Origin of the sequence: Caecibacteroides pullorum (genome assembly GCF_019239235.1) — a bacterium.
GTDB lineage: Bacteria > Bacteroidota > Bacteroidia > Bacteroidales > Bacteroidaceae > Bacteroides > Bacteroides pullorum.
In genome coordinates, this window is record NZ_JAAZTS010000003.1 from 193,332 (window position 1) to 213,661 (window position 20,330).

15 protein-coding genes are annotated in these 20,330 nt (G+C 56.5%); 8 read left to right on the plus strand and 7 right to left on the minus strand.

Annotation, left to right across the window (positions count from 1 at the left end):
• Positions 1-5 precede the first annotated feature (5 nt).
• The 4 genes from HF894_RS04230 (at position 6) to HF894_RS04245 (ending at position 5,854) form a co-directional block, all read left to right on the plus strand.
• Positions 6-695: an L-ribulose-5-phosphate 4-epimerase gene (locus HF894_RS04230; RefSeq protein ID WP_075316967.1), complete on the plus strand. Its 690-nt coding sequence runs from the start codon at positions 6-8 to the stop codon at positions 693-695.
• 57 nt (positions 696-752) lie between these two features.
• Positions 753-2,279, plus strand: a complete 1,527-nt coding sequence (gene araA / locus HF894_RS04235; RefSeq protein WP_021848513.1) for an L-arabinose isomerase — start codon at positions 753-755, stop codon at positions 2,277-2,279.
• An 83-nt stretch (positions 2,280-2,362) separates the two neighbouring features.
• Positions 2,363-3,958 carry a xylulokinase gene (locus tag HF894_RS04240; protein ID WP_204971223.1) on the plus strand — a complete coding sequence of 532 codons (1,596 nt, stop codon included), beginning with the start codon at positions 2,363-2,365 and terminating at the stop codon, positions 3,956-3,958.
• A 351-nt stretch (positions 3,959-4,309) separates the two neighbouring features.
• Positions 4,310-5,854, plus strand: coding sequence for an alpha-N-arabinofuranosidase (locus HF894_RS04245; protein ID WP_204971224.1), 1,545 nt, complete (start codon positions 4,310-4,312; stop codon positions 5,852-5,854).
• A gap of 120 nt (positions 5,855-5,974) precedes the next feature.
• Here HF894_RS04245 and HF894_RS04250 read toward each other — a convergent pair whose 3' ends face one another.
• Positions 5,975-6,679 carry a precorrin-2 C(20)-methyltransferase gene (locus HF894_RS04250; RefSeq protein WP_204971225.1) on the minus strand — a complete coding sequence of 235 codons (705 nt, stop codon included), beginning with the start codon at positions 6,677-6,679 and terminating at the stop codon, positions 5,975-5,977.
• A 216-nt stretch (positions 6,680-6,895) separates the two neighbouring features.
• Here HF894_RS04250 and HF894_RS04255 point away from each other — a divergent pair, with 216 nt between their 5' ends.
• From HF894_RS04255 to HF894_RS04270, 4 genes are read left to right on the plus strand one after another with little or no spacing between them, the layout of a single operon-like run.
• Positions 6,896-8,068 carry an ABC transporter substrate-binding protein gene (locus HF894_RS04255; protein ID WP_204971226.1) on the plus strand — a complete coding sequence of 391 codons (1,173 nt, stop codon included), beginning with the start codon at positions 6,896-6,898 and terminating at the stop codon, positions 8,066-8,068.
• 5 nt (positions 8,069-8,073) lie between these two features.
• Positions 8,074-9,114: an iron ABC transporter permease gene (locus tag HF894_RS04260; RefSeq protein ID WP_204971227.1), complete on the plus strand. Its 1,041-nt coding sequence runs from the start codon at positions 8,074-8,076 to the stop codon at positions 9,112-9,114.
• A 33-nt stretch (positions 9,115-9,147) separates the two neighbouring features.
• Positions 9,148-10,176: an ABC transporter ATP-binding protein gene (locus tag HF894_RS04265; protein WP_204971228.1), complete on the plus strand. Its 1,029-nt coding sequence runs from the start codon at positions 9,148-9,150 to the stop codon at positions 10,174-10,176.
• Positions 10,177-10,191: 15 nt separating this feature from the next.
• The gene (locus HF894_RS04270; RefSeq protein WP_021848505.1) at positions 10,192-11,565 is read left to right on the plus strand and encodes an MATE family efflux transporter; all 1,374 of its coding nucleotides are present in this window, start codon (positions 10,192-10,194) and stop codon (positions 11,563-11,565) included.
• 5 nt (positions 11,566-11,570) lie between these two features.
• Here the strand turns inward: HF894_RS04270 and cbiD are convergent, their stop codons facing one another.
• The 6 genes from cbiD to HF894_RS04300 form a co-directional block, all read right to left on the minus strand.
• Positions 11,571-13,433, minus strand: coding sequence for a cobalt-precorrin-5B (C(1))-methyltransferase CbiD (gene cbiD, locus HF894_RS04275; RefSeq protein WP_204971229.1), 1,863 nt, complete (start codon positions 13,431-13,433; stop codon positions 11,571-11,573).
• A 3-nt stretch (positions 13,434-13,436) separates the two neighbouring features.
• Positions 13,437-15,290 (minus strand): precorrin-4 C(11)-methyltransferase, encoded by a 1,854-nt coding sequence (gene cobM, locus HF894_RS04280; RefSeq protein ID WP_204971230.1) that lies wholly within the window; start codon positions 15,288-15,290, stop codon positions 13,437-13,439.
• 14 nt (positions 15,291-15,304) lie between these two features.
• On the minus strand, positions 15,305-16,510 hold the full coding sequence (gene cbiE, locus HF894_RS04285; RefSeq protein WP_204971231.1) for a precorrin-6y C5,15-methyltransferase (decarboxylating) subunit CbiE: 1,206 nt from the start codon (positions 16,508-16,510) through the stop codon (positions 15,305-15,307).
• 10 nt (positions 16,511-16,520) lie between these two features.
• The gene (cobJ, locus tag HF894_RS04290; protein WP_204971265.1) at positions 16,521-17,930 is read right to left on the minus strand and encodes a precorrin-3B C(17)-methyltransferase; all 1,410 of its coding nucleotides are present in this window, start codon (positions 17,928-17,930) and stop codon (positions 16,521-16,523) included.
• 95 nt (positions 17,931-18,025) lie between these two features.
• Entirely contained in the window at positions 18,026-18,967 is a 942-nt protein-coding gene (locus tag HF894_RS04295) for a sirohydrochlorin cobaltochelatase (protein ID WP_204971232.1), read from the minus strand.
• An 11-nt stretch (positions 18,968-18,978) separates the two neighbouring features.
• On the minus strand, positions 18,979-20,304 hold the full coding sequence (locus tag HF894_RS04300; RefSeq protein ID WP_204969833.1) for a hypothetical protein: 1,326 nt from the start codon (positions 20,302-20,304) through the stop codon (positions 18,979-18,981).
• Positions 20,305-20,330: the final 26 nt, after the last annotated feature.

Consider the following 20,330-nt stretch of genomic DNA (forward strand, 5'->3'; position numbering starts at 1 on the left):
TAATTATGCTAGAAGAACTGAAAGAAAAAGTATTTCGTGCCAACCTTGACTTGGTGAAGCACGGACTGGTCATCTTCACTTGGGGAAACGTGTCGGCCATCGACCGCGCAAGCGGGCTGGTGGTCATCAAGCCCAGTGGTGTAAGCTATGACGAGATGAAGGCCACGGACATGGTGGTGGTAGATCTAGACGGTAAGGTAGTGGAGGGGAATCTTCGTCCTTCTTCAGATACGCCGACCCATGTGGTGCTCTACAAGGCTTTTCCCGAAATCGGTGGAGTGGTGCATACACACTCTACCTATGCCACTGCCTGGGCACAGGCCGGATGCGATATACCTAACATCGGCACGACGCACGCCGACTACTTCCACGACGCCATTCCTTGCACGGCCGACATGACCGAGGCCGAAGTGAAGGGCGAGTATGAGCTGGAGACGGGCAATGTCATCGTGAAGCGCTTCGAAGGCCTGAACCCCGTGCACACACCAGGCGTGCTGGTCAAGAACCACGGTCCCTTTGCCTGGGGCAAGGATGCGCACGACGCTGTCCACAACGCCGTCGTCATGGAGCAGGTGGCCAAGATGGCATCCATTGCCTACGCCGTCAATCCTAACCTGACCATGAACCCGCTGCTCATCGAGAAGCACTTCAGCCGCAAGCACGGACCGAATGCCTACTACGGACAGAAGAAATGATATGAATAATCAACCAAAAAGAATCATAACCCAATAATTAATAAACATTGTACTATTATGAACGCATTTGATCAATATGAAGTATGGTTCGTCACAGGAGCACAGCTTCTGTACGGAGGAGACGCAGTAATCGCAGTTGATGCACACAGTAACGAGATGGTAAAAGGTCTGAACGAGTCGGGCAAGCTGCCTGTCAAGGTGGTATATAAAGGTACGGCCAACTCGTCCAAGGAAGTGGAAGCCGTGTTCAAGGCTGCCAACAACGAAGAACGCTGTATCGGTGTCATCACTTGGATGCACACCTTCTCGCCCGCCAAGATGTGGATTCACGGCTTGCAGCAGCTGAAGAAGCCGTTGCTCCACCTGCACACGCAGTACAACAAGGAAATTCCCTGGGATACGATGGACATGGACTTCATGAACCTCAACCAGAGTGCCCACGGCGACCGTGAGTTCGGCCACATCTGCACCCGCATGCGCATCCGCCGCAAAGTGGTGGTAGGCTACTGGAAGGAAGAGGAAACGCAGAAGAAGATTGCCGTGTGGATGCGCGTCTGTGCCGCTTGGGCCGATGCTCAGGACATGCTCATTATCCGCTTCGGCGACCAGATGAATAACGTGGCCGTGACCGACGGCGACAAGGTGGAGGCCGAGCAGCGCATGGGCTACCACGTGGACTACTGCCCCGTGAGCGAGCTGATGGAATATCACGCACAGGTGAAGGATGAAGACGTGAAGGCATTGGTAGACGAATACTTCCGCCTTTACGATCACGACGCCGCATTGGAAGACGGACGTACCGAAGCTTATGGAAAAGTTTGGAATGCTGCCAAGGCCGAACTCGCCCTGCGTGCCATCCTGAAGGCGAAGGGTGCCAAAGGCTTCACCACCAACTTCGACGACCTGGGCCAGACCGACGGCAGTTACTTCGACCAGATTCCGGGATTGGCATCTCAGCGCCTGATGGCTGAAGGCTACGGATTCGGTGCCGAAGGCGACTGGAAGTCCGCCGCCCTCTACCGTACCGTATGGGTGATGAACCAGGGCCTGCCCACCGGCTGCTCCTTCCTTGAGGACTACACGCTGAACTTCGACGGCGAGAACAGCTCCATCCTTCAGGCCCACATGTTGGAGGTATGTCCGCTCATCGCTGCCCAGAAGCCCCGTCTGGAAGTTCACTTCCTCGGCATCGGCATCCGCAAGAGCCAGACGGCCCGTCTCGTGTTCACGTCGAAGGTGGGTACCGGCTGCACCGCTACGGTCGTTGACTTGGGCAACCGCTTCCGCCTGATTGTAAACGATGTAGAGTGCATCGAGCCGAAACCGCTGCCCAAGCTGCCCGTGGCTTCCGCCCTGTGGAAACCGATGCCCAACTTCGAGGTAGGCGCAGGCGCCTGGATCCTGGCCGGTGGCACGCACCACTCCTGCTTCTCCTACGACCTGACGGCCGAATACTGGGAAGACTACGCCGAGATTGCAGGCATCGAGATGGTTCACATCAACAAGGACACCACCATCAGCGAGTTCAAGAAAGAGCTCCGCATGAACGAAGTGTACTACATGCTGAACAAGGCGCTTTGCTAAATCTGTAACCGAAGAAAGGAAGGCACACATTGAGTGTGTCTTCCTTCTTCTTTTTGTTTCACCTTATATACAATACCATTCGTATGAAATCAGATCCCAAATCCACCATAGAAGCCGGACGCGCCATCCTCGGCATCGAGTTCGGCTCCACCCGCATCAAGGCGGTACTCATCGACGAGGAAAACAAGCCCATCGCACAGGGCAGCCACACGTGGGAGAACCAGCTCGTCGACGGCCTCTGGACCTACAGCCTCGACGCTGTGTGGGGCGGCCTGCAAGACTGCTACGCCGACCTGCAAGCCGACGTGAAGAAGCAGTACGGCACGGAGATAGAGACCCTCGCCGCCATCGGCGTCAGCGCCATGATGCACGGCTACATGGCCTTCGACAAGCAGCAGAACATCCTCGTGCCCTTCCGCACGTGGCGCAACACGAACACCGGCCCCGCCGCCGCCCGGCTGTCCGAGCTCTTTGTTTACAACATCCCCCTGCGCTGGAGCATCTCGCACCTCTACCAGGCCATCCTGAACGGCGAGGCCCATGTGCCCTCTATCGACTTCCTGACGACGCTGGCCGGATACGTCCACTGGCAGCTGACGGGTGAACGCGTGCTGGGCATCGGCGATGCCTCCGGTATGCTGCCCATCGACCCCGAAACGAAAGACTATTCCGCCCCGATGGTGGAGAAGTTCGAGCAGCTGATTGCTCCGGGCTACGGCTGGAAGCTGCGTGACATTCTGCCCCGTGTGCTGATGGCCGGTGAGGATGCCGGACGCCTGACGGCCGAAGGTGCCCGCAAGCTCGATCCCACGGGACGGCTGAAGGCTGGCATTCCGCTCTGTCCGCCCGAAGGCGACGCAGGCACGGGCATGGTAGCCACTAACGCCGTGAAGCAGCGCACGGGCAACGTCTCCGCCGGAACGTCGTCGTTCTCCATGATTGTGCTGGAGAAGGAGCTTTCGCGCCCCTACGAGGCCATCGACATCGTGACCACGCCCGACGGAAGCCCCGTGGCGATGGTCCACTGCAACAACTGCACCTCCGACCTCAACGCGTGGGTCAACCTCTTCAAGGAATACCAGGAACTGATGGGACTGCCCGTCGACATGAACGACATCTACGGCAAACTCTACAACCACGCGCTGGAAGGCGATGCCGACTGCGGCGGCCTGATGGCCTACAACTATTTCTCCGGCGAACCCGTCACCGGACTGGCCGAAGGGCGTCCCTTGTTCGTGCGCTCGGCCACGGACAAGTTCAGCCTGGCCAACCTGATGCGCGCCAACCTCTACGCTTCCGTGGCTGTGCTGAAAATAGGCAACGACATCCTGTTCAACGACGAGAAGATTCGTGTGGACCGCATCACGGGCCACGGCGGCCTGTTCAAGACCAAGGGCGTGGGCCAGCGCATCCTGGCGGCAGCCATCAACTCGCCCATCTCCGTCATGGAGACGGCAGGCGAGGGGGGAGCCTGGGGCATCGCCCTGCTGGGTTCCTACCTGGTGAACAATGCTCAGGGCCTGTCGTTGCCCGACTTCCTGGACGCGCAGGTGTTTGCCGGCGACGCCGGTGTCGAGATGGCGCCCGTGCCCGAAGACCTGGCCGGCTTCAACGCCTACATCGAGACCTACAAGGCTTGCCTGCCTGTGGAAGCGTCAGCTGTCAGTTGCAAGAAATAGGCGAAGGCCTCGGACGGCCAGCCGACATAGGTCGGGAGCAAATCTGCGGCCTCGGATAGCCAGCCGACATAGGTCGGGAGCATTTCTGAGGCCTCGGACAGCCAGCCGACCTATATCGGGAGCATTTCCGAGGCCTCGGACGGCCAGCCGACATAGGTCGGGAGCATTTCTGAGGCCTCGGACGGCCAGCCGACCTATATCGGGAGCATTTCCGAGGCCTCGGACGGCCAGCCGACATAGGTCGGGAGCGTTTCTACGGCCTCGGACGGCCAGCCGACATAGGTCGGCTGGCTTTCCTTATCTATCAACAACTGTAGAACTCTATTTTTCATACTTAAAGATCATTATTCCATGACAAACAAACTCTTCCTCAGCAGCCTGCTGCTGACCGCCTCGCTGTCGCTCCCCGCACAGCGCAGCGCGAACCTTACCGTGGAGGCCGACCGCGGCAACCAAATCATTCCGAAAGAAATTTACGGCCAGTTTGCCGAACACCTGGGCACCTGCATCTACGGCGGCCTGTGGGTGGGCGAGGACTCGCCGATACCCAACATCCAGGGCTACCGCACCGACGTGTTCAACGCCCTGAAGGAGCTCCGCGTGCCCGTCCTGCGCTGGCCCGGCGGCTGCTTTGCCGACGAATACCACTGGATGGACGGCATCGGTCCCCGCGAGCAGCGCCCTAAGATGGTGAACAACAACTGGGGCGGCACCATCGAGGACAACAGCTTCGGCACGCACGAGTTCCTGAACCTCTGCGAGATGCTGGGCTGCGAGCCCTACGTCAGCGGCAACGTGGGCAGCGGCACAGTCGAGGAGCTGGCCAAGTGGGTGGAATATATGACCTCCGAGGGCGATTCGCCCATGGCACGCTTGCGCCGGCAGAACGGCCGTGACAAGGCCTGGAAGGTGAAATACCTCGGCGTGGGCAACGAGAGCTGGGGATGTGGCGGCAGCATGCGCCCCGAATACTACGCCGACCTCTACCGCCGCTACTCCACCTACTGCCGCAACTACGACGGCAACCGTCTGTTTAAGATAGCCAGCGGTGCCAGCGATTATGACTACAACTGGACCGACGTCCTCATGAACCGCGTGGGAGGATGGATGCAGGGTCTCTCGCTCCATTACTACACCGTGGCAGGCTGGAGCGGCAGCAAGGGCTCGGCCACACAATTTACCGACGAAGACTACTACTGGGCGCTGGGCAAGTGCCGCGAGGTGGAGGACGTCATCCGTCGCCACTGCGCCATCATGGACAAGTATGACCCCAAGAAGCAGATAGCCCTGATGCTCGACGAGTGGGGCACGTGGTGGGATGAAGAACCGGGCACTATCCGCGGACACCTCTACCAGCAGAACTCCCTGCGCGACGCCTTCGTGGCCTCCCTTTCGCTCGACATCTTCCACAAGTACACCGACCGCCTGAAGATGGCCAACATCGCCCAGGTGGTCAACGTCCTCCAGTCCATGATCCTGACGAAGGACGACCGCATGGTCTTGACGCCTACGTACTATGTCTTCAAGATGTACCGCGTGCACCAGGATGCCACTTATCTGCCGTTGGAACTGGACTGCGCCACTGTCGATGTGCGCGACGGCCGACGCTTACCGCTGCTCAGTGCTACCGCCTCGCGCGACAAGGAAGGGCGCGTGCACCTCTCGCTCTCCAACGTCGATCTGAATGAGGCGCAGGAAGTCACCGTCCGCCTCTCCGGCATCACGGCCCGCAAGGCTGTGGGCGAGGTGCTGACGGCCGAGCACGTCACCGACTGCAACACCTTCGACCAGCCCGACCGCGTGCGGCCCGTACCGTTCAAGGATACCAAAATTGAGAAAGGAGTTCTTCGATTGACGTTGCCGGCGAAGTCCATCGTGACGCTGGAGCTGCAATGACGGTTCTGCCGCGGATGACGCGGAATACGCAGATTTTTCTAAAAAGGGGGGCTTCGGCCCCCTTTTTTATACACCAGTTTGTTTATGGAAATATTGTGTGTCTTTCTTATGTTCTCTTCGTTACCCTTGTACAATCATCAGCGAGAAGTAGGGGAAGCGCCGCGCGGCTACCACCGCCGCGTCGCACGTGTAGAACTCCGTCGCCGTACCTACGTTCTCGAAGTAGTGGTACGTGTACTCTGGATGCAGGGCCATGCAGCGGTGCACTTCGTCGGCGCATTGCGACAGCTTCATGATGACCACCGTTCCGTCGTCGTCCACCAGCCGTTCCAGCTCCTGTGCGGTCGCCGTGCCGGGCAACACCGTGAGCCGCTGTTCCTGGCTGGCTATGTGCAGTCCTGCGAGGGCTCCCGCAGCAATGAAGGCAGGGATGCCCGCCACGTGCTCTGCTTCCCGTCCGTCGGCCCGCAACCGCTCGAAGACGTAGTGGACGGACGAGTAGAAGCCCGCGTCGCCCTCCGCTACGATGCAGACGTGCAGCCCCTCGTCCTGCAGGGCACGCGCTTCGGCATACACGCCGTCGTAGGCCTGGAGCGCTGCTTCGCGCCGTTTGCTCATGGGTAGCAGGAAGCGGCGGATGTGGTCGTCGCCCACGCCGAGCCGCCGCACGATGTCTGCTGCACGTGAGGTGCGTTGGCCGTCGCGTCCTGTCGTCTCGGGACAGAACACGATGTCGGCTGCCTGCAGGGCCTTCCAGCCCTTCAGGGTGATGAGTTCCGGGTCGCCGGGGCCCAGGGAGATGAACAGGATGGGGTAGTGGTTCATAGTTTTTTCTTCTGTTGTTTCGGGATTTTTTTTGCGGTGGCAAAATTACAAAAAGAAATGCGGAACGGGTGTGTGTCGCGGATGGTTTTTCAACCACAGATTATCCTGTCTGCGTATCCATTCCATTGCCCGCCGATAGGGAAGTTTCACACACGTAAGTTGCGATATTCCGCCGTTTCGGTTAACTTTGCACCTGATTTTAAAAAGACCTTACCGATGAACAGACTCCTCTTTGCCGGCCTGTTGTTTGCCGTCACCTGTTTTGCGGGCTCTTGCGGTTCCCGGTCGTCGAAGCCTTCGGCCGCCGATGGAATGCAGACCGACAGCGCCGCCATGGCCCCGGCCGACTCCTTGTCACGGGTAACTCCCACCTATGCCGAAGGCTACACCATAGACTATCGTGCCGACGGCGTTCGCCTGCTGGACGTACACGACCCGCAGAACCCCGAGGCGCCGGGCTATCATTTCGCCCTTGTGCCCCGCGGTACGCATCCGGCCGGTATTCCTCGCGACTATACCCCGATAGAGACACCCGTGCGCAGCGTCATCTGCATGACGTCGCTCCAGCTGTCCAACTTCATCGCCTTGGATGCCTGCCCGCTGGTGACGGGTATCACCAGCACGCGCCACCTTTTCGATCCCACCATGAACCGCCAGCTGGCTGAGGGCCGCACGGTGAAGATAGGCATCGAAGGTAACTTCGACTCTGAGGTGGTGATGAGCGTGGAACCCGATGTTATTTTCATCTCCCCCTTCAAGCGCGGCGGCTACGACGCCCTGCGCGACACGGACATTCCCCTGGTGCCCCATCTGGGCTACAAGGAGATGACGCCTCTGGGGCAGGCGGAGTGGGTGAAGTTGGTGGGCCTGTTTATCGGGCGCGAACGCGAAGCCAACGAGTGCTTTGCCGCCATTGAGGCGCGCTACAAGGAGCTTTGTCGCCTGGCCGCGGGCGTGGAGAAGCGTCCCGTGGTGTTCAGCGGCGAGCTGCGTGGAGGCAACTGGTATGCCGTAGGCGGCAGAAGTTTCCTGGCCCAGCTGTTCCGCGATGCTGGAGCCGACTATTTCCTGAAGGACGACCCCCGTTCGGGCGGCGTGACGCTGGACTTCGAGACCGTCTATAGCCGGGCTGACGAGGCCGACTTCTGGCGCATCGTCAACAGCTATGAGGGCACCTTCTCCTACGACGCCCTGAAGGCCACCGACGCGCGCTATGCCGACTTCCGTGCCTTCCGCGAGCGGGCGGTGGTCTATTGCAACATGCGCACCACGCCCTTCTACGAGAGTATGCCTATGCAGCCCGACGTGGTGCTGAAGGACCTGATACACGCCTTCCATTCCGACCTGCTGCCCCAGTATGAACCCACGTATTACGAACGACTGAAATAAGCGCCATGAACCATCGCCCCATACTCCCCCTGATGCTGCTGATGACCGTGCTCATCGCCGTTTTCTTCCTGCTGAACCTGCTGCTGGGCTCGGTGGACATCCCCCTGCGCTCGGTGTGCCGCATCCTGGCGGGCGGGACGGACGAGCCGGTGGTGTGGCAGAACATCGTGTGGAAGTCGCGCGTGCCCCAGGCCCTGACGGCGCTGGTGGCGGGAGCGGGCCTGTCGGTCAGCGGCCTGCAGATGCAGACGGTGTTCCGCAATCCGCTGGCCGACCCTTCGGTGCTGGGCGTTAGCTCGGGTGCCAGCCTGGGCGTAGCGATGGTAGTGCTGCTGTCCGGTGCTGTCGGGGGCGTTGGCCTGAGCCGTCTGGGCTATCTGGGCGAAGTGGCGTTGTCGCTGGCCGCTATCGTGGGTGCCATGTCGGTGATGGCGCTCATCGTCTATGTGTCGATGAAGGTGCGCGGCAACGTGACGCTGCTCATCATCGGCGTCATGATAGGCTACGTGGCCAATGCCGTCATCGGTGTGCTGAAGTTCTTCAGTGTCGAAGAGGATATCCGTGCCTATGTCATCTGGGGGCTGGGCAGCTTCGCCCGCGTTTCAGGCGACCAGATGCTGCTGTTCGTGGGCATCATGGCCGTGCTGCTGCCGCTGTCGTTCCTGCTCATCAAGACCATGAATCTGCTGTTGCTGGGCAACAGCTATGCGCGCAACCTGGGACTGAACATCCGGCGGGCCCGCCTGCTGGTCATTCTCTGCTCGGGCGTGCTGGTGGCCATCGTGACGGCCTACTGCGGCCCCATTATGTTCCTGGGCCTGGCCGTGCCCCATCTGTGCCGTGCCATCTTCCGCTCGTCGGACCACCGTGTGCTGATGCCTGCCACGCTGCTGACGGGTGCCGCTCTGGCTCTGGTGTGCAACCTCATTGCCCGTATGCCAGGCTTCGAGGGCGCCCTGCCGGTAAACTCGGTGACGGCACTCATTGGTGCGCCGGTCGTTGCTTCGGTGCTCTTCAGGCGCAGGAAAAGTGAGATAGACGAATAACTGAATATGAACCCATTAATATAGAAAGACCCTTTGAACGAACCAACCATCCATATCGAAAACCTCTCCATCGGCTATGCCTCGAAGCACAGCGTGAAGATGGTGGCGGCAGGCATTTCGGCCGACATCTGCGGCGGCGAGCTGACCTGCCTTTTGGGAGCCAACGGAGTGGGGAAGTCCACCCTGCTGCGCACGCTCTCGGCCTTCCAGCCCAAGCTGGACGGAAACATTTACGTGCAGGGCAAGGAGATTGATGCCTACACGGACAAGCAGCTGTCGCGCGTGCTGAGCGTGGTGCTGACGGAGAAATGCGACATTCGTAACATGACCGCCACGGAGCTGGTGGGTCTGGGACGCAGCCCTTACACCGGCTTTTGGGGAACCCTGTCGAAGGCAGACAAGGAGGTGGTGGCGCGCTCCATCGCCCTGGTGGGCATCGCACACCTGGCCGACCGCATGGTGGATACCCTGAGCGACGGCGAGCGCCAGAAGGTGATGATAGCCAAGGCGCTGGCACAGGAGACGCCCGTCATCTACCTGGACGAGCCGACGGCCTTCCTCGATTTTCCCAGCAAGGTGGAGATGATGCAGTTGCTCCACCGCCTGAGCCGTAGCACGGGCAAGACCATCTTTCTCTCTACCCATGACCTGGAGCTGGCTCTCCAGATAGCCGACAAGATCTGGCTGATGGACAAGGCGAGCGGGGTAACCATCGGTACACCCGAAGACTTGGCGTTGGACGGCAGCCTGAGTCGCTTTTTCGCCCGCAAGGGTATTGTATTCGATCTGGAAACGGGCCTCTTCCGTGTGGACAATGAATACACTTCGCAAATCCGCCTCGCCGGACACGGACAACGCTACGCCATGGTGCGCAAGGCCCTGCAGCGCAACGGCATTCTGGCTAACCGCAACGTGGAGTCTGCTGTCTTCATCGAGACGGGCGACCTGCGGGGTGATGCTCCCTTCGTGCTTCACCGGGCGGACGGCACTATGGTCACTGTCCGCAGCATCAGCGAATTGCTGGGCGTTATCCGGGAGGCGGACTTGTTACCTAACGGATAAAAAAGATTATATGAGATGTTGATACACCACCACACAGCCAAAGAAAACTACGAGCAGCTGACTACTGCCCCCATTGCGGGTGTCATCACCCGCCTGGCCATCCCCACCATCATCAGTATGCTGGTGACGGCTTTCTACAACATGGCCGACACGTACTTCGTCGGTAAGATTAATACGCAATCCACGGCGGCGGTAGGCATCGTGTTCTCGCTGATGTCCATCATCCAGGCTGTCGGTTTTTTCTTCGGCCACGGGTCGGGTAACTACATCTCGCGCCGTCTGGGCGCCCGCGACGTGGCCAATGCGGAGAAGATGGCAGCCACGGGCTTTTTCATGGCCTTCTTCACGGGCTGTGTGTTGGCAGTGCTGGGGTTGCTATTCCTCACACCGCTGTCGCTGATGCTGGGCTCTACACCCACCATCTTGCCTTATACGGAACGCTACTTAGGTATTATCTTGACAGGTACGCCTTTCATGGCTTCATCGCTGGTGCTGAACAATCAGATACGTTTTCAGGGGAATGCCGCCTACGCTATGGTGGGCATCGTGAGCGGGGCGATCCTCAACGTGGTGCTCGACCCGCTGTTTATCTTCGTCTGCGATATGGGCGTGGCGGGTGCTGCGCTGGCCACGGTCATTAGTCAGGTGTGCAGCTTTACGCTGCTGCTCTACATGGCTACGAAGGGGGGAAATATCCCCATCCGTTATCGCAACTTTACGCCGTCGTTCGCCTTCATCAAGGAAATTATTGGCGGTGGTACGCCCTCGCTTGCCCGCCAGGGACTCGCCAGCCTGTCCACCATCTTGCTGAACTTGGCCGCCGGAGCGTATGGCGACGCTGCCATCGCAGGCATGTCCATCGTGTCACGCATTGGTATGTTCATCAATTCTTTCCTGATCGGTTTCGGGCAGGGTTTCCAGCCCCTCTGTGGCTTCTGCTACGGCGCAGGTCTTTATAGCCGTGTGCGTCAGGGTTTCTGGCTCTGTGTACGTATCGGCTTTATTTTCCTGACCTGCTGTGCTGTGTTGGGTTTCGGCTTTGCCGAAGAGGTGGTGGAGCTGTTCCGTAAAGGCGACCCCGCTGTGGTGGCCACAGGTGCTTCGGCCCTGCGCTGGCAGCTTGTCACCTATCCGCTGGGCACGTTTGTCATCATCAGCAACATGATGTTGCAGACTATCCGCAAATCCGTGCGTGCCACCATCCTTTCTTCTGCCCGTCAGGGCTTGTTCTTTGTGCCGTTTATCTTTATCCTTCCCCATTTCTTCGGGCTTCAGGGCGTGGAGATGTGTCAGGCCGTTTCCGACATCTGCACTTTCTTACTGGCCCTTCCGCTGACGTTTGGCGTATTGCTGGAGATGAAGCGGCAAGAAAATGGATTGAAAAGCTGATAGGATTATACGTATATTCGCCCATCTTCCGAAATCAGTAAAATGGTCAGTTCGCCGTGAGGTAAGAGAGGGGCACAGTGGTGATGGCAGTGGTCAATGACGGTCTGCGTAAAGGTTGGCAAAAGCGAGGCTGGTATAAGATCCCATAATTCACGAGCCAAAGTGATGCCGTCGATGCGTGTGCAGACATCTTCACCGCAACCGGCTTTACGAGCCATTGAAATGATGAAGTCACGGTTCATCGTCACCTGGCGGCTGTGGGTATCCAGATGCCCTTCTGCCAGCTTGACAGCCTTACCTATCATAACACCCAGCGTAATGCGAGGCACCTTCAGGCTGTCGGCCAGTTTCAGCGTTTCGCCGATAAAGTTGCCGTAGTGTACGAAAGCCTGTGGCGGTAGTTCAGGATAATAGGCACGAACGAAACGTTCACTCTTGGCACCCGAATTGATAACGACACGTGGACTGCCTGTAGCGCGTGCCACTTCCATAGATTTGGCGATGGAGCGGATAAAAGCATCTGTCGAGAAGGGCTTCACAATGCCCGACGTGCCAATAATCGAAATTCCCCCTTCAATGCCTAGGCGAGGGTTGAAAGTGCGGCGGGCAATTTCTTCACCACCCGGTACGGAAATGAGAACGTCTATCGAGACAGGATTGGATCTCATAGGCAAGGATTGCAGCAAGTGACGGATGCTGTTTTCTATCATCCGACGTGGGGTAGCGTTAATGGCAGCTTGTCCCACCTCAATTCCCAAACCTGGTAACGTAACACGACCCACTCCGCAACCGCCATCGATGTGAATGGATAGAGGAGTGGTAGAAGTGGCAGCGGACGATAGGTGCAACGTGACGCGGGCTTCTATCGTCATGCCGTTGGTAATATCCGGATCATCTCCTGCATCTTTTACAGTAAAGGCTGAAGCGACGACGGTCTTACCGTCGGCAGATAAAATCCTTTCTGTAGGACGGGCAGGTATCGTCAGGATTTCGCCGTCTGGCAGAAGGACTGGAAAAGTGTCGGGAGTATTATCGTCAAGGGCTTTCCAAACAGCAGCTACGGTGGCGGCTGTGGCACAGGTTCCGGTGGTAAGTCCCGTGTGTTGTGGGTAGAATTCGGGAAGCAGTTGTTCAACTTGCCGACGGAGTCCATGCCGCCCTGTTACGGTTATAAACGAAGGAGGAAGTAGCGGGCGTTGGATGGCAAACACTTGGATACCAAGGCTTGTTGCCACTTCAACCTTTTCTTTAAATCCTCCTGATAAACCGCTTTCTTTCAGTATGATAGCTTCCGGATGAAGTTGCTCCATCACGATTCGTTCGTCTTCGCCTTCGTGGTAATAGCAGAGGCGTTCGCGAGGAAATCCTTGGCGGTCGGCCAACAGGCGTGAGCTGTCGCGGTCGAGGATGCGGCAGTGGCAGCGTATGTTTTCATCTTTCCATAGCGCAGCCAGGCGGGCAATGCTCTGTACGCCCGTAAGCAGGAGGAGAGAGGCCGGATGCGATTGCTGTATTTTTTTCACAGCTTCGTCATAGCCGGCACACCAGATAACAGGACAGGCCGTACGTGGCGGATAGATGCGTTCAAGTCTGATCACAGGGATTTGCAGACGTTGCCCCACTGTAGCTACGTTGCGATGCAGTTCCTCAGCAAAAGGATGAGCGGCATCGACCAGTAGCCGGATTCCCTTTTGCCGGCAGAATTGCTCCATCGCTCCCGCATCCATGCCTCCTTGCAGACGGATGCCGTGGTGTAGGGACACTTCCTGTTCATCTCCACGGGTGGAATAGTAGAACGGACTGCCCGATTCGTCCAGTGTGTTTACCGCCAGTCGGCCTTCGGTGGTTCCTCCTAAAATAAGAATCATAATTCAATCCTTCCGATACAGATGTTTGAACTCGTGCGCATAGAGGCGGGACAAGCCTTGGCGGTTGTCAATGGCTTCGCCCACTACTAGCAGGGTAGTCAGTGTCAGGTTGTTTTCTTTCACAATCTTGGCCAAATCTTTCAGCACACCGCGGTAGATTCGTTCGTCTTTCCACGTCAGATGGTAACAAGCGGCTACAGGCGTATCTTCGGGATATTCCTGCAACAGTTCGCTCTGCACCTGGTCTACAATACCCGCGCTGAGGAATATGCACATCGTACTTTGCGACCGCGCCATGAGGTGGAGCTTTTCCCGTTCGGGCATGGGTGTCCGTCCTTCGCCGCGGGTCAGGATGATACTCTGCACTTTTTCGGGAATGGTAAACTGTGATTTCAGGGCAGCGGCAGCGGCTTGGAAAGAAGAAATACCTGGCGTGATGTGATAACTCATCTGGTATTGGTCGAAATAGTTCATCTGTTCCTGTATGGCTCCATAGATACAAGGATCACCCGTGTGCAGCCGGACAATGAAGCAACCGCGGTCATAGAATTCTTTCATCAGCGCGAACTGTTCCTCCAGATTCATGGAGGCAGAACTACGGACTACGGCACCTGGTTTGGCACAATAGGTCAGTTCACGGGGCACCAGACTGCCGGCATAGAGTATCAGATCGGCTTTTTCCAGCATCTGTCGTCCGCGTACGGATATCAGGTCGGGATCGCCCGGACCGGCTCCCACGATTTCGATATGGCCGCTGTCGGTCATTATTCCCTTTCCAATGGCTACGGCCAGGGTATAGTTACTGCCTTTCTGTTTGTTCAGTACCAGACACCCGCTTTCCGAGGCCAACAGGGCTGCAGCTTCGCTGACGCTGGGCGTACCCATGTGTTTTTGTACTACTTCGCTCGGGGTAGGGACGTCTACCGCCTTCAACTCGTCGGCTGTATAGAAGTGCACGGGGAACCGGGATTGCAGCTGTCCGACTACCGGCTCTTCACGTTTCTCGCAGATAGTGGCAAAATCGGAAATTGCGGCGGGATGGATGTGTTGGCTGTACAGCGTTTCGTCCAGTTGCCGGATAACTTCCTCGACAGGTCCGGCGTTGTGTGCCAGTCCGATGCCTGCATGGAGTACCTGCGGAATGTAATAAAGAGCAGGGATTCCGGCAGTGTCGTAGCGGAAAGGCGTAATCAGCAAGACTAGTTCGTAAGGCTTCAAGTCGATGTCTTCGAAGCGTCCGTAACGGATGCTGACATGCGGCGGACAAGTCTGCTCCAACCGCTCTACCCCCGGCACCCGTACACCGATGTACAGCAATGTGGGTACTTGTTTGACAAACAGGCTGATGAGCCGGTTTATTATGCGATGTCCTTCATCTGAATTTGCGGAAATCATGTTTCCACCTTCGGCAGCCAGGACTGTCCAGTTGTATTCAGTGCCCAGTGTATCGAGTGCCCATAGGCCGGTACGGTCACTTTGTGTAGTAATCACGGCTTCCGCTCCGATACATCCGGCCACACATCGGGCCAGCTCGTTCGCCCCGCCTACATGTCCCGACAGGACAGGAATGGCATATCGTCCCGTACTGTCTATACATACCACTGCAGGATCCGTATGCTTGTCTGCGATGAAAGGCGCTATGCTCCGTACACAAATCCCCATGGCTCCGATAAAGATAAAGGCGTCATAGCGATGGAAATTTTCATTGAAGAAGTTCGCATAGCTTTCTACATTCAGGCAGGTATTGTCCTTGACCGTCGTACTGAGGATGACGGCTTGGGGAAATTCCGGCAACAGACGGTGTGCCAGCGGCAATCCTTCTTCGGAAATCAATATAATGGCTGTCTTTTTATCCATGTTTTCTGTTTCTATTATAAGGTAGCTTTCATTATTTCGATGGGATTGTAGTCATCCAACGCAATGCGTACCGATGGTTGCAGTTGCATACCCAGTTTTGCGGCTGCCTCGCGGAAGGCTTTCCCGCTTTCGGCAGATACGGAGTTGAAGACGATACATCCACCGGGCTGGAGAAGTTTCTTTATTCCTTCCATCATTACGCCCAGTTTGCCTCCATGACCACCGATAAATACGGCATCGGGAAGAGGTAAGGAGGAAAGGTCGGTTTGCAGAAAGTCTCCTGTCAGATGTTGTATGCCCGGAACGCTGAAGCGGCGACTGTTCACTTCCATTAGTTGTCTGCCTTCGGGACGTATTTCAAAAGAAACGACTGTCAGATGCGGAAACTGAAGGCGTGCTTCGATGGATACCGAACCCGTGCAGGAACCGATATCCCAAAACACATGTCGGCTGTTCAGTTCGAGTACACGGAGCGTAAGCAGCCGGATAGGGGCCTTGGTTATCATGCGGGCACGTCCGTCCAAATGATCGAAAGCCTCGTCAGGAATACCGAAGGGACGTGGTGGGAGAGGAGTGTTAGCTTTCAAGATCAAGCAATTGGGGCGTTCAAAGCAGCTTCGGGCAGTCTCTTCAACCGTCATCCGGCGGATGCGTTCTTTGTCTGGGTTTCCCAGGTGTTCGCCTACATAGACCGTATATTGGCTGTAGCCATAGTCCAGCATGCGGTGGGCAATGGCGTCGGGAGTGTGTTCCCGGTCGGTCAGGATGCCGATTTGGGTGCTTCGTTCTATCAAGGCTCTGTCCAGTTCCTGCCAGGGGCGTCCGGTCAGCGATACGTTTCGCATGTCGCTGTAGGGGATTACCATCCTGTGTGCCAATGTCTGCAAGGAGTTGAAGGCAGGATAGAGTTGCAGGTGAGCTTCAGGCATCCGTTTACGGAGCGTGTTGGCAAAACCGAAAAACAGCGGATCGCCCGAAGCGAATACCACGATAGGATGTCCGTCGGTCTCGAAATGGGCCTTGTATTGTGTGAATACGTTGTCCAGCGGTATGTTGATGGTCATCCACGTGGCATCATCCGGCAGCAGGGAAGCTACAATCTCCCTGTGCCGTACACCGCCCGAGAAGTACCTTCCGTTTCGGATCAATTCCTGTACTTCGGGAGGAAAGAAGGGTGAGGGACTGTCATCCAGTCCTATCAGGATGAAATTCTGTTCCATATTTATCTGTTTATACGTCTCGGCCGGGACGCAGTTGTTCGGCATCGTTGTAGCAAAGGATGGCGTTGACCAGCGTAGCGGCCAGGTTGCTTCCTCCTTTGCGTCCTTCCACAATGATTTTGGGGATTTCTGTAAAAGGTTTCACCATGTGCTTGGATTCCTTTACGTGAACGAAACCTACAGGCGCTGCCACGATGCCTGCCGGACGGGCTTTCCCTTTGCGAATCAGGTCGCATAGCTCCATCAGGGCCGTCGGCGCGTTGCCGAAGACAAACAGGGCGTCAGGATGTTCTTCTACCGCGAGTCGGATGCCGGCCTGTGTACGGGTAATCTTTTTTTCAGCAGCCATTTCAGCCGAGCGCGGATCACTGAGATAACATTTCACTTCCACTCCCAGCCGTTGCAACGCTCCCTTGCGGATGCCGCTGGCGGCCATGGTCACATCGGTGACAATGGTTTTCACTTGTCCGTCAGCAATCTGTCTGTACAGCGTAGATACGGCATGGTTGTCGGTCCGCAGCAAGTCTTCCATTTCGAAATCGGCCGTGGTATGGATGGCGTGCAGCAGGGCCCATTTGTGGTCCAAGGGGATATCCTTGTTCTTCAGTTCGCTTTCGATGGTACGGAAACTGCGTATCATGATGTCCTGTCCGATGGAAGCTCCCGATTCCTCGTTTTCCCGATAGTATCCCCGGGGAGTAACAAAGCTGCCTTCCCATTCATAAGACTGTGAGTTGCCGATAATGACGACTGTGAACATGTCTGTCTGTTCGGGATCAAATTCTTGTAAGGAGGTCACGTGTACTTCCTGTTCCGGTCTTCCGGCCTGGCGGACGTAGCCCACAGGTGTCTGTGGGGAACGGCCTTCCTGCAGGAATATTTCTTTCAGCCGATAGAGTTGCCAGTAGCGGCCTTCGCTTTTGGGATTATAGACAGCAGTGACAAAATCGCCCTGGGCAGCGGCTACGATTCGTTTCTCGATGCGTTCCCACGGAGTCATCAGGTCGCTGAGGGAAATGACGCAAAAATCGTGGCCCACCGGTGCGCCCAGCAGGGAGGCTGCCTTCTGAAAGGCACTGATGCCGGGCAGGGATACGATTTCGACAGTGCTGCCCCGTTCGCGCTTCATTTCGTAAATGAGCGGTGTCATGCCATAGATGCCTGCATCGCCCGAACTGATGACGCATACCGTCTTTCCCTGCTCTGCCAGTTCGAAAGCCTGTTCGGCCCGCACGCGTTCGCGTTTCATCCCTGTGTCGATGCAGGGTGTTTCCAGATGCAGGTAAGGAGTGATAAACTGAAAATAGTATTTGTAGCCTATCACGGCATCTGCTTCGTGCAGTGCAGCCTTGACGGCCGGGGTGATGTCTTGTTCGTTGCCCGGTCCGATGCCGGCAACGATTATTTTCGGTTGTTTCATTTCTTTGGATTTCATAATCTTTGGCAAAGATACGTTTTTTCAGTAAACTTTCCGGTCGTTACTGCTGTCTTTATCGCGGGTGGTTCAGTCTTGTCTCAATCTTTTCCGGCAGCATAGGCAGCTTTCTTTTCCATGATGCCTACACTGCGATGGTGCAGGCTGAAGCGGAGGTGTTCGATAAAGATGTCTTGGATTTCGGGTATTTGTCCCAGGCCTTCCTGGCGTATATTAACGGTATATCCTTCTGCTTCCAGTTTTTCTTTCCATTCTGTGGCTATGTCGTTGCGGGCATGGTCGCCTGCCACCAGCATGAAGGGTTGTAAGGTCACTTTTCGGGCTTTCGCAGCTTTCAGTTGTGCCAGCAGGGTGTCGAAGGTCGGATAGCCTTCTATCGTGGCTACGTGGCAGTTTGAGTGTCCGGTGGTTTTCAGTACATGGTCCATTTGGCTGTAGACAGCTGCGCTTGGAGTATAAGTGCCGTGCCCTACGAGCACGAAATGTTCCGTTTCCTTTTTCCCATCCGACATTGCTGCGCCCATGCGTCCGGTCAGGATATCGGCTACTTTCTGGCAATCGTCCACCGAATAGAGCAGGGGAGTACCCACCCGAATTTCTTTAAAGAAAGCCTGTACGCTTTCCACGTCGCGCCGAAGCGATTCCATTTCCACTCCGTCAATGATGTTGCTGCTCTGTACGACGACGTGTGTATAGCCTTCGGCCCTCAGGCGCAGAAGTGCTTCGAGCGGCGTGTCTTTCCGGATGCCGCGTTGCTTGAGGCGGCGGATGACAATGCGCGATGTATAGGCTTCGGTAAAGGTAAGTTCAGGAAACGCTTCCTGCGCTTTCCGGTTCAGGGCATCGATGGTGAGGGCACGTGTGTCGTCGTATGTCGTACCGAAATGTACCATCAGCAGGGCTGCTTTCTCGCCACTCTTCAGATTGGCAAGCAAGTCGCAAGGAACAAAACCGCCCTCTCCGTATGCGCGACAGAGGAGGGCGGTTTGACATAACAAAAGTAAAGTAAGGACTTTTCTCATGCAGGGGCTGATTACTGGTTGCTCATTACGCGCAGGATGTCGAAGTAGAAGCTGGCATCCACCTCTGCTCCTTTTTCAACTTTCCCTGTTGCGATGTCGTAGACATAGATGCAGGATTCCTCACGGGTATTCACGCCTACATACGCTTTCCCGTCGACAACGGCCGTGCGTTGGGAGAAGCGGCCGGCATTGTAGGCTATTTCCTCACCGTTGTATTTCAGCCGTTCTCTTGTGCCGTCTGCCAGGTTCAGGATGGTGTAGTAGTGGCAGTAGGAGTCGATGTTGAGCGTACCGTCCTGCGGGTCACCGTCATCGTTGCGTGCGTAGGCTAGTGCCTTTCCGTTGCCCAGGTATTGGATGGTCAGCAACTTGCCGTCAGCGTTCGGATAACCGTCGTAAGTCGTATCAAACTGTGTTTCGCCCTTTTTGATGCGAAGCAGGTGGCCTATTTCCTTTTCGTTTTCGTCCGGAGTGAAAGTGGCCAGGTAAAGATTGTCATCCTCATCATACATCACGCTGTTCTGCATCAGTTCGCCGTAGGCGCTGCCAGCTGTCTGTTGGGCTATATTGTTCGGTTCGTTGCTTTCCACCTTCATAGTAGCCGGGTCGATGATAGCCGTGTAGAAATAGGGCGTAGCCTTTCCGTTCCGTTTCGAAGTCTTGGCAAAGTAGAAATAATAAAGTTTCTTGTCGCTTTGGCGGTAGGTCAGGATGCCCGACGTCGTGAGTACCGGATAGCCTTCGGGAGCAGTAATTTCACTCAGGGTACCGCTGTCGATGATGCTCATGTCGTCGGCGTTCAGCTTGGTCCAGATGATTTTGTCTGCATCGCCGTTGGCGGCCATGATGAGCAGTGTGTTGTCGTCCAGCCAGGCGTGTGTGTACGAGCGTGCCTTGAATGTATAGCCGTCGGCAAACGGACGTTGGCCAACAACGTTCAGGGCGTTTTTGCCGGTCGTGGGGTCATAGTTCACTTCCAGTTTCACAAAGCGGTCGGCCGGCTGGTAAGGCACTTCATAATAATATTTGCCTTTCACGATCGCCTCCATGGTGTAGGTGTTTCCATTGGATTCGAATTCGGAGCCGATTCCTTCGATCGTAATCTTGTCTGCATCGGCGCTCAGGTCGGATACACTTCTGACGATGGTTCCGTCGCCCTGGCTCATGCCGCCATGCTTGCCCACACTAAGGAAAAGGTCGAAGTGATAGTCCTTCGTCGTTTCTTCCGGATTATTGTTGCCTCCGTTTCCTTCGGCGGGATCGTCCGAACAGGCTGTGAAAGAAGTGGCCAGCAGGGCAGCCATACATGCACTCAGTAAAAATTTGAATTTTTTCATAATGAAACAATTGGTTATTGGTTAGA